Source organism: Tannerella forsythia (genome assembly GCF_001006485.1).
GTDB lineage: Bacteria > Bacteroidota > Bacteroidia > Bacteroidales > Tannerellaceae > Tannerella > Tannerella forsythia.
The window spans coordinates 1-13,719 of the sequence record NZ_JUET01000071.1 but is presented as its reverse complement, the minus strand read 5'-3'; the positions used below and the strand labels follow the sequence as shown (position 1 = coordinate 13,719).

10 protein-coding genes and 1 tRNA gene are annotated in these 13,719 nt (G+C 49.3%); 4 read left to right on the top strand and 7 right to left on the bottom strand.

Going from position 1 to position 13,719, the window contains the following annotated elements:
• Nucleotides 1-82 precede the first annotated feature (82 nt).
• A complete protein-coding gene (gdhA, locus tag Tanf_RS06015) occupies nt 83-1,417 on the top strand; it encodes an NADP-specific glutamate dehydrogenase (protein WP_046825259.1) in 1,335 nt (444 codons plus the stop codon).
• Nucleotides 1,418-1,464: 47 nt separating this feature from the next.
• On the opposite strand, the gene ruvC is transcribed toward gdhA, so the two are convergent.
• A complete protein-coding gene (gene ruvC, locus Tanf_RS06010) occupies nt 1,465-2,040 on the bottom strand; it encodes a crossover junction endodeoxyribonuclease RuvC (protein WP_014224533.1) in 576 nt (191 codons plus the stop codon).
• A complete protein-coding gene (locus Tanf_RS06005) occupies nt 2,037-2,351 on the bottom strand; it encodes a DUF4286 family protein (protein WP_014224532.1) in 315 nt (104 codons plus the stop codon). The genes ruvC and Tanf_RS06005 overlap by 4 nt, the downstream gene beginning before the upstream one ends.
• Nucleotides 2,352-2,424: 73 nt before the next feature.
• Between Tanf_RS06005 and Tanf_RS06000 the strand changes: the two genes are divergently transcribed.
• Nucleotides 2,425-2,498, top strand: a tRNA-Ala gene (locus tag Tanf_RS06000).
• A gap of 33 nt (nt 2,499-2,531) precedes the next feature.
• Here the strand turns inward: Tanf_RS06000 and Tanf_RS05995 are convergent.
• Nucleotides 2,532-4,187: a phospholipase D-like domain-containing protein gene (locus Tanf_RS05995; protein ID WP_046825258.1), complete on the bottom strand. Its 1,656-nt coding sequence runs from the start codon at nt 4,185-4,187 to the stop codon at nt 2,532-2,534.
• A gap of 407 nt (nt 4,188-4,594) precedes the next feature.
• Here Tanf_RS05995 and Tanf_RS05990 point away from each other — a divergent pair, with 407 nt between their 5' ends.
• Both Tanf_RS05990 and Tanf_RS05985 read left to right on the top strand, forming a co-directional pair.
• A complete protein-coding gene (locus tag Tanf_RS05990) occupies nt 4,595-8,353 on the top strand; it encodes a T9SS type A sorting domain-containing protein (protein WP_046825257.1) in 3,759 nt (1,252 codons plus the stop codon).
• Nucleotides 8,354-8,457: 104 nt separating this feature from the next.
• The gene (locus Tanf_RS05985) at nt 8,458-9,366 is read left to right on the top strand and encodes an alpha/beta fold hydrolase (protein WP_046825256.1); all 909 of its coding nucleotides are present in this window, start codon (nt 8,458-8,460) and stop codon (nt 9,364-9,366) included.
• On the opposite strand, the gene ispG is transcribed toward Tanf_RS05985, so the two are convergent.
• The 4 genes from ispG to rpoN form a co-directional block, all read right to left on the bottom strand.
• On the bottom strand, nt 9,314-11,143 hold the full coding sequence (gene ispG / locus Tanf_RS05980) for a (E)-4-hydroxy-3-methylbut-2-enyl-diphosphate synthase (protein ID WP_046825255.1): 1,830 nt from the start codon (nt 11,141-11,143) through the stop codon (nt 9,314-9,316). The two genes, Tanf_RS05985 and ispG, sit on opposite strands and share 53 nt — an antisense overlap.
• A complete protein-coding gene (gene purE, locus Tanf_RS05975; protein ID WP_014224527.1) occupies nt 11,140-11,646 on the bottom strand; it encodes a 5-(carboxyamino)imidazole ribonucleotide mutase in 507 nt (168 codons plus the stop codon). Before purE ends, ispG begins: the two co-directional genes overlap by 4 nt.
• Nucleotides 11,647-11,652: 6 nt before the next feature.
• Nucleotides 11,653-12,030 (bottom strand): glycine cleavage system protein GcvH, encoded by a 378-nt coding sequence (gene gcvH, locus Tanf_RS05970; RefSeq protein ID WP_014224526.1) that lies wholly within the window; start codon nt 12,028-12,030, stop codon nt 11,653-11,655.
• Between the two features lie 80 nt (nt 12,031-12,110).
• A complete protein-coding gene (gene rpoN / locus Tanf_RS05965) occupies nt 12,111-13,568 on the bottom strand; it encodes an RNA polymerase factor sigma-54 (RefSeq protein WP_046825254.1) in 1,458 nt (485 codons plus the stop codon).
• Nucleotides 13,569-13,719 lie beyond the last annotated feature (151 nt).

The following is a 13,719-nucleotide window of genomic DNA, read 5'->3' as shown; positions in this document are numbered from 1 at the left end:
ATCATTCGCCAAAATTAAAGAAAAATATTTGGTATACCGTAAAAACTCCTTACATTTGTGGACTTTTAAAAATAAAAAAAACATGAAGACCGAAGAAATCTTATTATCATTGGAAGCCAAGCATCCCGGAGAGAAGGAATACTTGCAGGCTGTCAAAGAAGTGCTTATCTCAATTGAAGATGTTTACAACGAACATCCGGAATTTGAAAAAGCAAAAATCATCGAACGGTTAGTGGAACCCGACCGTATTTTTACATTCCGTGTGCCCTGGGTCGACGATCAGGGCGAAGTACATGTCAACCTCGGTTACCGCGTACAGTTTAACAATGCAATTGGCCCGTATAAAGGTGGGCTGCGTTTCCATCCGTCGGTAAACCTCTCGATCCTGAAATTCCTCGGCTTCGAGCAAACCTTCAAAAATGCATTGACCACCCTTCCTATGGGGGGCGGAAAAGGCGGGGCGGATTTTGCTTTCCGCGGACGCAGTGATGCCGAAGTGATGCGCTTCTGTCAGTCGTTCATGATGGAACTCTGGCGTAACATCGGCCCGGATACGGATGTTCCGGCAGGTGACATTGGCGTAGGTGCACGCGAAGTGGGTTATCTCTATGGCATGTACAAAAAATTAGCTCGTGAAAATACGGGAACGATGACGGGTAAGGGCATGGAATTCGGAGGGTCGATCTTGCGTCCCGAAGCGACCGGTTTCGGTGGACTTTATTTCGTACATCAGATGTTGCGTGAGCACGGGCACGATATCCAAGGCAAAACGGTTGCAATTTCCGGTTTCGGTAACGTAGCCTGGGGTGCTGCCACCAAAGCGACCGAGTTGGGTGCAAAAGTCGTAACTATTTCCGGTCCCGATGGCTATATTTACGATCCGGCAGGTATCTCCGGTAAGAAAATTGATTATATGCTCGAGTTGCGTGCTTCCGGAAATGATATTGTTGCTCCATATGCCGACGAATTTAAGGGAGCAACATTCTTTGCAGGCAAACGCCCGTGGGAGCAGAAGGTTGATATTGCGTTGCCGTGTGCTACACAGAACGAATTAGGCGCTGAAGATGCACGTGCTCTGATTGACCATGACACGCTATGCGTGGCCGAGATTTCGAACATGGGTTGTACGGCCGAAGCAGTCGATCTGTTCCTGCATAACAACCGTCTGTTTGCTCCGGGTAAAGCGGTGAATGCAGGTGGTGTGGCCACATCGGGGTTAGAAATGACCCAGAATGCCATGCATATCTCCTGGCCGGCGTCAGAAGTAGATGAGAAACTGCATCAGATCATGAACAGCATCCACGAACAGTGCGTGCTCCACGGTCGCGAAGGCAAATATATCAACTACGTGAAAGGAGCGAACATTGCAGGGTTTATGAAAGTAGCCCGCGCAATGATGGCACAAGGCGTAGTATAACAGTTACATCCGGCGATCGCGGCGGAAAAGAACACAACTGTTTATTTTCACCGCACCTTGCCGGGATTTTTAGCAATGAAATCTTTCCAACCGGTGTATGCTTTTTCGGGCATGGGCCGGTTGGTTTGCAAATAGTGACAATAGGCTGCGGCCAGCCCATCCGTCGCATCAAGTTGCGGAAGCATACATTCGTCGGGAATACGGAGGATATGCTGCAACATGCCGGCCACCTGCTCTTTAGCCGCTTGTCCGTTACCGGTGATGGCCATCTTAATCTTCAACGGCGCATACTCGAATATCGGCACGTCACGATTTAACGCTGCGGCAATGGCAGCCCCCTGTGCACGTCCCAGCTTCAACATACTTTGTATATTCTTCCCGAAAAAAGGCGCTTCGATCGCCATCTCGTCTGGATGATATTGGTCGATTAGCGAGATGACACGTTCATAAATGCGGCGCAGACGTACATAGTGATCTTCATAACGGTCTAACTTCAACACGCCCATCGTTTCGAGGGCTGCTTTTCGCCCATTGATGGAAAGTACGCCATATCCCATAACGATCGTCCCAGGGTCAATCCCGAGAATAATCCGTTCTAAAGCCGTCGCCCCCCCTCCTTTCATATCAAATCAAGTTCTTCGAGTACAGTCGAGAACCCCGCCATCTCATGTCCGAATCGCGCGACAAGCTCTTGATGTAACGCTGCCCCCTCGTCACACATCCAGGCTTGTAACGTCTTTTCATCGCTTACCCCGAACTGCACAGACAGACTGACTCCTTCCGCACCTTCCACCTCATGAACGACTCGCTGCAAACGTGGCGATCGGAGTTGACCGCTGCGCGTTGCCGCCGGGATGTAAACCGTCCGTAAATAAGCAAGCCCCTCTTCATATTTCCTGTGTGAGAGATGAAATGTCGTATAAAAAACAAGCATAGTCCGTAAATTTCCCGTCAAAGGTAGCGCTATTGTTGAAAAAAACGTTACCTTTGCCGTGAAATAATTCGAGGGGGTATTAGCTCATCTGGCTAGAGCGTGACACTGGCAGTGTCGAGGTGAGCGGTTCGAGTCCGCTATACTCCACCTCTTGTGGGAAGAAACATATTCTTCCTTTTTTTATTCGCTGACCTGAGCGAAATATTTTCTCCGTGCTCCCCGTGCATTGTCCCGGAAATAATCTTTCCACCAGTCGTCGGTTCTCAGGTATTTCGGTTTTTCGAGAGGGTCGCGCCATTGCAGCGATTCACGAAACGAGTAGTGGCTGAACAGCCTCATGTATTCGCCCAGGTAGATGTCGGCCACCCTCTGGTTGCCGCGGACGATCACCATATTCTCGTCGTTGTTCTTCGTGGAAGCGACGCTGAAATTGGCCGAACCGGTAACCACGATGGGGTTTTTGCCCAGCGGATCGATGAGCATAAACTTGTTGTGGATGTATTTCACGTTGGAGTTCAATCCTGTGAGCCGTTCCCGGAGCCATCCGTCGAAACGATTCGTGCGGATCATATTGCCAATAGCGAATACATTCTCTTTCTTACGCCGGATCGCTTCGATCTCCTTCTTCTCCCTTTCAAATTTCTCCCGGTCTTTTCCGGCCATGCACGCTTTCTCCATAAGTGCATATCGCAACGGCGTGCGTGCGGTCTGATACACCTTCCTGAACTCTTCGTTCATTCCAAAAGCGAACGTCATAAACAACGCATGCCTGGCCGACCGTGCCATACCGGCATAATTCTCCAGCACCTCCATACCGGTGCGCGGGCTGAAGACCACCATTTCCTCCTCCCGGAACGGCAAAGCGAATGCCGGCGTGATCTCTTCCACCCGTTTCTTCATCGGCCCGTTCTCGGGGTCGCTTCGCAATGCCTCCCAATAGCGTGCGTACCGCTCGGCAATGGCGGGATTGTTGACGACATGCGCCACGTTGGAATGTCCGAAAATGCCTCCTTCCGAAAAATTCATCCCACCCGTCCATACCGATACCGGACGGCCTCTTTCGAGCTTCAGGATGAATTTATTGTGCGAAATGCAGGATTTGCCGTTGAGGCGGGGCGTGCAACAAGAGGCAAGCCCCGTCTCGCGGATGGCCGCTTCATTGATCAGGCGCGGATACTCCTTCCGTCCGTCGTAAACAATCCGCACATCCACCCCCCGCTTCATCGCTTTCCCGATCACTTCGAGAAAAGGCCGGTAATGAAACTCGTAGGCCGCAATCCGCAAGCTGTGCTCCGGCCCGCACGACTCCACAAAACTCACCAGCGCTTCGTAGGCCCCACGCGAGAGCCATTCAAACGCCCTATTGTCCGGCACATCCTTCGGCGACACATCGCCGAATCGCCGCACATATTCCTGCGAGGCGGCCGACCCTCTGTTGAAAAAGACATTGTGCCCCACGTCCTCCTCTTTCTCGGTACGTATCGCCACCCGCACGGTGGCATAGACCGTTAAATGGGCCGGCGTGCCCTTCAGGGCAGACACCTCGTAGGTGTAGGCATATCCCGGCTTGGCCGAATAGTCGGCCCACTGGAAACTCTGAATGGGAAACTTATGCGTGGAATACTGCGTGCCGGGTTTGAGCCTCGGGTCCGTCTCCTCAAAAACTTTCGATGCTTTCAGATAATACCTCTCCCCCTCGGTATGGTCTTCCCGCAAAACCGAAAAGCCGAGCAACTCCTCGCACTCTTCTTCGGGCAAATGAATGCCCAGCAAAACCACATGGCTTCCGGATACGGCATATACCTTCAGCCCTCCTTTTTTTCTTTGTGCTCTCATAAGAATCTTTTTTATCTGGTGATTTTCTTCAAAATATCGTATTCAGCCTTTTTCGCTGTAAAGATATAAAAAAATAAAGAATCCGACCTTCGTTTAATCTGAATTTTTAAAGGCAATAAAAAACAGGTGAAAATCAATAACAATTCTTCCGACAGATCTCAACCATTTCAAGCCATTCAGAGCATAATCAGATATTCTGACAGTAAGGGCCCCGATCCATCTTACAACAGATTTATGCTTTGTATATTAGATTATACAGCTAAAATATATAGAATAATATTGAACGCACAGTTTTTTTTTGAAAAATATTTTTTCCTCTCATAATTTACATCTAATTTTGTGGTGACATTTATAATGTCTCCGACATTTGCAAACCAGTTAAATTCTTCATAATAATAAATAAGGACATGAAAACAAAATTACTTGGAATCCTTGCCCTCTGCCTGGGGGTAGCTTATGCTGCACAAGCGCAGTTTCGCATTGGGACAACGGACTACCCGACACTGAGTGCGGCCGTGGCTGCCGTCCCCACAACAGGAATTCCTACGACCATCGAAGCCACAATGAATCACAGTATGACGACGGCTGTAACCGTAAACAGCGGCCAGCACATCGTATTGAAAAGCGCGGGAGGGATATTTACACTCAAACGCAGCGCAGCACTTCTTACGTCTTTGATCACGGTACAAAATGATGCTACCCTCCTCATGGAGGGTATTGTGCTTGACGGAGGCGCTTTATGGGACCAACAGGCTCTCACGGTGCAGGCCGATACGACCCGTACGAACAGTGGCCTTATGGCCGATCATCCGCTCATCCTTATAAATGCCGGTGCTACGCTGATACTTAACGACGGTGCGATCTTACAGAATAACCATAACACCGGTTCAGGGGATTGTGCCGGAATCCGGAACTCCGGGAAGCTAACCCTCAACAACGGCTCTCTTATTCGGTTATGTTCTTATCATCCCGCCGGAGCCGCTTCCGGAACGGTTGCCGGCGCCATTTGCAGTACAGGACCCAATTCGGTGGTAACGATGAATGGCCATGCCACGATTGCCGGATGTATGTCCGAAGCTGATGATAACGACGCGGGAGGAATCTTCAGCGGGCATGGTTCGCTTGTTATGATGAACGGTAATTCGTCTGTCTATGGCTGTTATAGTAAAAATACCGGTGGCGGAGTAACACAACGCGAAAACAAATTCATCATGAACGGAAGTGCTTCCATCCATCACTGCGCTTCGAAAAGCGGAGGCGGAATAGCTGCCTACACAGACGCTACGGTCGAAATGCAAGGTAATGCCTCCGTACACAGCAATGAAGCATCCGAATTGGCAGGTGGGGTATCTCTGAGCATGAGAGGTGCCGGAGGCGGTGCAACACTGCATATGAACGACAATACCAGTATATACAATAACCGGTCGAAAAAAGTAGCCGGCGGGGTAGCGAATGAATCCGGCCGAATTTATTTGCAAGACAATGCCGGCATACGTAATAATCAGTCCGGGATGAATGGCGGAGGGGTCGCCCTTTCGGGAACACCCACAGCTCAGGGAACTCTATACATGGCCGGTGGACGTATTAATCACAATGCTGCGAAAACGACACAAGGTGGTATTTCGATGGATTCACATGCTACAGTACATCTCCGCTTCGGCGAAATCGCTTATAATACGGCATCAGAGAGCGGTGGGGGAATTTATGCTTCCGGGCTGACCGATACCATCCGTATCTCCGGAGGACGAATAGCCAGCAATAAGGCGCCGACTGCAGCCGGCATCGGTGTCAATAACCAAACCGTACTTTATATGACCGGTGGCGAAATCAGCGGTAATCAGGCTTCTCAAAAAGCCGGAGGCCTCTTTATCGGCTCGCATGCAACGAATACTCCAGAAGTAAGCATCCTTGGACGCGCAACGATACAGAACAATAAGGCGCCTGTAGGCAACGGCATCTTCATGGCGGCTGACAAAAACGGGGGAACGGTCTCTGTGTTTAATCTCGGGGGAACGGCGTACGTTATGGATGATATCTTTTTGGAAAAAGATACGTTGAATCCCGCTCCCAACGGTGACCCGCTACGCAATAAATTTATCACGCTCGTCAGTGAACCGGAACGGAGGTTCAGGATCACTACCGACACACACCATGATGCTCCCTACGGACGAATCGTCGTCGTGCCGGGAACGGCAACCATAGACGGTACGACCTATACGTTGGCTGATGCATCCTCTTATGCCGACAAATTCACGCACTCCATCAAATCCGTTGTCAGAGGACTTCCTTCTACTCCTACAGCCCAGAAGCTCATTCTTGGATGCTACGACCCGGATATGATTACCATACTCCGTACACCTTTGGGAAAACCGGCCAAAGTAAATGTGCCTCAAACCTTTGCCGTAAAAAATGCCTCATCGTCCATCTCGGGATATACGTGGACATTTGCCGAAGGGACACCGGCTTCATCAACGGTTGCCGCTCCGAGTGTCACTTGGACAACCATCGGCCAAAAACAGATCGAATTGAAAATCTTTGAAAAAGGAATCAGTTATGCTCCGGGCGACACGATGCGATGCGAAATGGTTGCGAAAAGAACAGTCAACATACAAGGAAAAACAATCGACTTTTTCGTGAACAAGCGATCAACATCCGGACTACAGACCGGTCTTTCATGGAAAGATGCATTCCTGAACCTGGATACGGCTCTGGCTGTTGCCGGCAAGGGCGACCGGATATGGATGGCTGAAGGGGTCTATACGCCTGCCGGTGGCTCGTACGTGATGGCTTACGACAGTGTAGAAGTGTACGGAGGCTTTGGGGGTACGGAGTCGGCGATTGAGGAACGTAAGATCGTTGCCCACCCGACGATATTACAAGGTAAAGACTCGTCGGTTATCCGGATTGACGGGAATCGTTCTTATCCCGAAGGAGGATGTGGAGTCAGTCGCGGTGCACGGTGGGATGGCTTCATCATTACCGGAGGTATGGCTAAACAGGGCGCCGGTATCTTTAATGACAATGGTTCTCCGACGATTGTCAATTGTATCATCCGCGGCAATGCGGCCACACACGAAGGCGGCGGCGTATATACTCTCTCACGCGGAACATGTGCAACTGGAAGTCCGTTGTTCATCAATACCGAGATAAGTGGGAATCAGGCAAATCGAGGCGCCGGCATGTACAATGAAGGAGGTGCGACGAATCTGCTGAATGTCACTCTTTCCGGGAATCAGGCAAGAGTGTCGGGAGCAGGGATGTATAATGCGCAGACAACAGGTGTGAAAGTCATGAATAGTATCATCTATGATAATCGTACGATTGCATCGCAAATCCTTCCTAACATTGTGAATATGGCAGTCGGTACGGAGTATTCTTTCTGCGTGATCGAAGGTATAGACGTTCCTAACGCATGGAACTTATTGGGCACGAATGCAGGAGATAATCATACCGGCATCCTGTATTTTGCCAAGCCCGGATTCAATACTAACGGGGGGATGGTGGCCGGAGACTATCGTTTGAAAGACTTGCGGAGCGTAGCAAACAATGCGGGATGGAATCCGCCGATTATTACTGCCGGGTGCACAAAGGACCTGGCGGGAGGGGAACGAATCTATGACGACCGGGTGGATATCGGAGCATACGAATTTATTCCGAAAAATCTGCCGCCGACTCAGTTGAGTCATAGTGTCGTGATCAACGAATGTGAACATGCCAAGACGAAACCCGGTAAAGGAATTCATTCGGTTCCTTCGCGAGAGAATTTTACGTTCACGATTACGCCGGACGAAGGATATACACTCGATGAGCTGGAGATCACAACCGGTTCCAAATGGCAGGATAAAGATGGCGGAATGAAAAAAACAAAGAACCTCGACGGCAGTATGACGGTCGTGTTCCGTTACGTGACGGAGTCTCTGAACGTTCGGTTCTCCGGCATCAAACCTACGGCAAACCAATTGATTGAAGAATATGCAGCAGTATGGGCAGACAGAAACGGTATACATATTCGGACGGATCAACCCGCCATGGTGCAGATATACACAGTGATGGGTACACTCTCTTACCATCAACAACTTCCGGCAGGTGAAATTGCCCTCTCACTGGCCAAAGGATTATACATCGTCAAGATTGATCAAATGGTACAAAAGATCATTATTAAATAGACAGATAAATATAAAGAATACTGTGTCACGGAAAGACAGGGTATGAATATCTTTTTCCGTGACACAGTACTTATACTTAAGTAAGTGTTCAATTTATACCTGTAATGAAAAGAAACAATACCGAAGTGTATCAATCAGCTGAAGGCAGGCGATTGCTTCACGATTTATATCGTAAACATTTGCTGGCATTGAAAGTCCCTCTTTCGGAACAGATGGTGGAAACATGTTTCGGAGATACACACGTCATGTATTACGGTTCCCCGAGCGGTATGCCCGTCATGTGTTTCAGTGGAGAGTGGGTCACCAACCCGTTGGCGATGCGCCCTTTTATCGAAGGGTTGGATTTAAGGCGATTACGACTCGTTGCACCGGATGTGCCGGGAGGAGTAGGATTCAGCGCGGAACAACGTCTGCAGGCGGCCAAATACGAATACGGGCAGTGGGCTTTCCAAGTCATGGACAGTCTGGGACTTCGGGAATGTGCGGTATTAGGTTACTCATGGGGGGCCAATATCGCCTTACAACTCTGTACGGAAGCGCTGTTGTGCGTCCGGCGGCTTTTGCTTGTTCAGCCGGCCGGTATCACAAAGAACTCGTCATTGAAAGTCGAGAAGCTGATGCGTATGGGAGATAAACATGAAGAACAGCTGACCGATGAACTGCTAAAAAAACACTTGATGCCGGTGCTTTCGTTCGAACACGACGACTTAATCGAAATGGCCAGAATACTCTTTCTGCATATGAAGATTTCCAAAGGAGATTGGAAAGAATTCCGGAAGAAAGATTTACATAAGTTTCGCGCACCGGTAGGTCTGGTTGCCGATAAATCCGACTGTTTATTTCCGGGTGAAGAAGTCATGAAACGCGCCCGTAAAATCATCCCATTCCTTGAAATGTCAAACCTGACCAACCTCGGATGTCATTTCGGACTTTTTAAAAATGATGACTATACGCGCGAAGTCATGGCTTCAATAACCGACTTTTTGCTACGCGACGTAGTGGATGCTCGTTGAGGTCTGTCGGAGGCGCTGTGGTTTCGATGCTGAGGTTTTCGGCAATTAACTTGAGCAATTGCTCTACGGCTTCTTCTTCAGGGATATTCTTGAGTACACACGTTTTCCCCTTATACAGACTGATCCGACCACGTCCCGCACCGACATAGCCGTAATCCGCATCAGCCATCTCACCGGGTCCATTGACGATGCATCCCATGATACCGATCTTCAACCCCGTTAAGTGAGATGTCGCCGCCTTGATACGGGAGATGGTTGTTTGCAGGTTATAAAGTGTCCGTCCGCATCCGGGGCATGATATATATTCCGTACGGCTGATTCGGGCACGTGCAGCTTGCAGGATACCGAAAGCAAGGCGATCAGTCACCGAAGCATCGAACCCATCGCTCGTAATCATAACCCCGTTACCGATTCCATCGATAAGCAACACGCCGAGATCGGCCGCCGCTTTGATCTGAAGGTTTTCGAGATCGGTCTCCTTATAATGACGATGCAGGATAAGCGGCGTTTGAGATTGGGCTTCTTTAAGACGAAGGACAGCTGCACGCGCCTCGTTGACCCCGTCGGCCGAGAGCCTTTTCAAGATCAGGACAACAGCCTCCTGCCCCTTGATTTCTTCAATAAATGCTGGGGTAAGATCGGCAATGGTAACTTCCATTAAACGGACATGGCTCGGCTTCAGAGTTTCGCCTGTGCGATAGATATTTGATTCGTGTACAGACTGTGTGTCATTATCATTGTAAGATACCCGAAAATAATCCGGCCGATCGACTGTTGAAATCGCAAGATCATCCGGTTTCCGGCATGAAATAACAACAGGAAGATGTTCTCCACCGATGATTTCGACGGCTTTCGTCTCCCTCGTATAATCCGTGACCGTACCTTGATAGGTTGAGGGCATATCGGTGAATTCGACCTCCCTGCAGGCCTCAATATGATGTACCAGCTTCCGTGCGACGGGTATTTCGGCTTCGGGAGGCTCGCTGAGCGATACACGGATCGTATCGCCGATACCGTCGGTCAGCAACGCCCCGATGCCCGTGGCGCTTTTGATGCGTCCGTCTTCATCGTTACCGGCCTCAGTCACCCCCAAATGCAATGGATAATACATATCTTCGGCTTCCATCATGTGCACGAGAAGTCGTACGGTACGCACCATAACGACTGTATTCGAAGCCTTGACGGAAAGTACGACATCGTTGAAATGCTCCTCCTTGCAAATGCGGAGAAACTCCATACATGAGGCGACCATACCCTCGGGCGTATCGCCATAACGATTCATGATACGATCCGAAAGAGAGCCGTGATTGACACCGATGCGGATAGCCGTGCGATGTTTTCGGCATAGACGGAGAAAAGGAATAAAGCGGTCGCGAATCTTTTGAAGCCCGGCTGCATATTCTTCGTCCGTATAATCAGTGCTTCGAAATTTACGTACCCCATCTACATAGTTACCGGGATTAATTCGGACTTTCTCGACATGAACAGCAGCCACCTCAGCCGCTTTAGGATTAAAATGAATATCGGCCACGAGAGGTGTTTCACACCCCTTTTCGCGCAATTTGCTGCGGATAAGACCGAGGTTATGAGCCTCCCGCTCACCTTGCGCCGTGAAGCGTATGTATTCGGCACCCGCTTCGGCCATACGGAGAGCCTGAGCTACGGCAGCATCCGTATCCATGGTCGAAACATCGGCCATGGACTGGATACGAACAGGATTGGTTCCTCCGAGCGGAGTATTCCCGATCGTTACAACCGATGTGTGGCGGCGTTTCAATTCGTTTTATATTTGAACTTCACAGCGGCCAACTCTTCATTGGCCTTGACGATCTTCTTCTTCAAATCCTCCTTATAAGCTGCCAGGTGAGAGCTCAACTTCTCATCGCCAAGGGCAAGCATCTGTACAGCCAGAATAGCAGCATTCTGTGCTCCGTTGATGCCTACTGTCGCGACGGGAATACCGGGCGGCATTTGTACGATAGCCAATAACGCGTCCATACCATCCAACGAAGCATTGATAGGTACGCCGATGACGGGTAACGTTGTCATTGAAGCAATCACGCCGCAGAGGTGTGCCGCCATACCGGCCGCTGCAATAATGACTTTGATTCCGCGTCCGGCGGCATTTTTGGCAAACCGTTCCACTTCTTCGGGAGTACGGTGGGCCGAGAGAGCGTTCATCTCGAACGGGATTTCCATCTCGTCGAGGAATTGTGCCGCCTTATTCATCACGGGCAAGTCTGACGTACTGCCCATGATGATACTTACAACCGGTTTCATACCAGTTTATCCGATAAGATTCTGATAATCGGCAGCAGAAAGCAGAGACTCAGCTTTGCTTACGTCGTCCGGTTTGATTTTTACGATCCACCCTTTGCCATACGGATCTTCATTGATCAACTCCGGTTTATCTTCGAGTTCGGAATTGACTTCGAGAATCTCGCCACATACAGGCATCAACAGGTCTGAAACGGTTTTTACGGCTTCGATAGAGCCGAACGCCTCTTCCTGAGCTACATGCTCACCCTCGGTGGGAATGTCAACATAGACGATTTCGCCCAGCTCTTTCTGTGCATAATCGGTAATACCTACATAGGCGCAGTCGCCCTCAACACGGATCCATTCATGGTCCTTGGTGTACTTTAATTCTGTCGGGAAATTCATGATTCTAATTTTTTATGGGTTAATGTTATTCCGCGACAAAGATAAAAAACTTTCCGATAACCGTAATGGAACGGTCTGTTTTAAATTTCTTTTCGGAGTCGGGCTACGGGGATTTCCATTTGCTCTCGATATTTGGCCACGGTACGGCGTGCCAACCGATAGCCTTTCTCTTTCAGAAGGACTGAAAGCGCATCGTCGGTAACAGGATTCTGTTTATCTTCCGCATCGATGGTTTCGCGCATAATTTGCTTGATTTCACGTGTAGATATTTCTTCACCGCTATCGTTACGAGCTGATTCGGAAAAGAAGTACTTCAGCGGGAAAATCCCGAAGTTCGTTTGTACGTACTTACTGTTGCTGACACGCGAGATGGTCGAGATATCGTATCCCGCACGTTCGGCTACGTCTTTCAGAATCATCGGCCGGAGCTTCGTTTCATCGCCGGTGAGGAAAAATTCGTTTTGCAATACGACGATCGCTTCCATGGTACGCTGTAAAGTCTCTTGACGTTGCCGAACAGCATTGATAAACCACTGTGCAGCATCGAGTTTCTGTTTGACAAACTGAACGGCATTGCGCATCTCCGGGCTGCGGTTCGTCTTGTTGCCGGCATAATCGCGAAACATATCGCTGTATTCACGGCTGATGCGCAAGTCGGGCACATCGCGCTGATTCATACTCAGCGTCAGTTCACCGTTGTGATTTTCGACGATGAAATCGGGTGTGATTTCGTTCATGGCACTCTCGGAAGATTCGTTCCAGCCGTTGCCGGGCTTGGGGTTAAGTGCCGTTATTTCATGTAAAACGGCTCGCAAGGTTTCGTCGTCTATATTCAAGGCCCGCTGAATCTTGTCGTAATGCTTCCGTATAAAAGCTTCAAAATGACAATCAATGATTTCTGTGGCCTGACGGGTGTAAGGTGTCTGTTCTTTTTTCTCGAGCTGGATATGCAAACATTCCTGCAAGTTGCGCGCTCCGATACCGATGGGTTCGAAATCCTGAATGACTTTTAAGGTTGGTTCGATGTCGGATTCGTTCACATCTACCCCAGCCTTAAACATCAAGTCGTCTGCAATGGCCGACAGTTCGCGACGCAAATAACCGTCGTCATCAATATTCCCTATGATGTATTCGCCTATTTTCTTTTCTTCCTCGGTCAGATTCCGAAGACTGAGTTGTTCGACAAGGAAGTCATGGAGCGAAGGGCCGGCAGAAAAAGGAATATCTTCGCGTCGTTCGTTTGTGCCGTTCATTACACGAATCTGGTAATCAGGAATATCATCTTCGGTAAGATAGTTGCCAAGGGTTAAATCGGTCTCGTTTTCCGGGCTTTCATATATGGTTTCATCTGCCTCGGAACCATCGGTTTCACCATCCGACAAGGGTTCGCGCCCTTCTTCAAGCGCCGGATTTTCTTCAAGCTCCTGCCGGATGCGTTCTTCCATTTCGATGGCCGGCAACTCGAGCATGCGGATAATCTGAATTTGCTGGGGTGAAAGACGTTGTTGTAAACTTTGTTGTAACTGCTGTTTCTGCATAAAAAGCATCTGAAAACGTATGTGCAAATTTAGATAAAATCCTCGAGATTTTACACCGGGCAGATAAAAACACAAGGCCGACGCTCTGTTTTCTGTCCCCTCCTCTGCGTGTTCTTAGCCACAATTTTACTATCTTGGAGGAAAAAAATTT

Bases quoted from the DNA above. Each gene is read 5' to 3' on its own strand.
- rpoN (WP_046825254.1), bottom strand. From the start codon at position 13,568: ATGCAGAAACAGCAGTTACAACAAAGTTTACAACAACGTCTTTCACCC.
- gcvH (WP_014224526.1), bottom strand. From the start codon at position 12,030: ATGAATTTCCCGACAGAATTAAAGTACACCAAGGACCATGAATGGATC.
- Tanf_RS06005 (WP_014224532.1), bottom strand. From the start codon at position 2,351: ATGCTTGTTTTTTATACGACATTTCATCTCTCACACAGGAAATATGAA.
- purE (WP_014224527.1), bottom strand. From the start codon at position 11,646: ATGAAACCGGTTGTAAGTATCATCATGGGCAGTACGTCAGACTTGCCC.
- Tanf_RS05995 (WP_046825258.1), bottom strand. From the start codon at position 4,187: ATGAGAGCACAAAGAAAAAAAGGAGGGCTGAAGGTATATGCCGTATCC.
- Tanf_RS05990 (WP_046825257.1), top strand. From the start codon at position 4,595: ATGAAAACAAAATTACTTGGAATCCTTGCCCTCTGCCTGGGGGTAGCT.
- Tanf_RS05985 (WP_046825256.1), top strand. From the start codon at position 8,458: ATGAAAAGAAACAATACCGAAGTGTATCAATCAGCTGAAGGCAGGCGA.
- ruvC (WP_014224533.1), bottom strand. From the start codon at position 2,040: ATGAAAGGAGGGGGGGCGACGGCTTTAGAACGGATTATTCTCGGGATT.
- gdhA (WP_046825259.1), top strand. From the start codon at position 83: ATGAAGACCGAAGAAATCTTATTATCATTGGAAGCCAAGCATCCCGGA.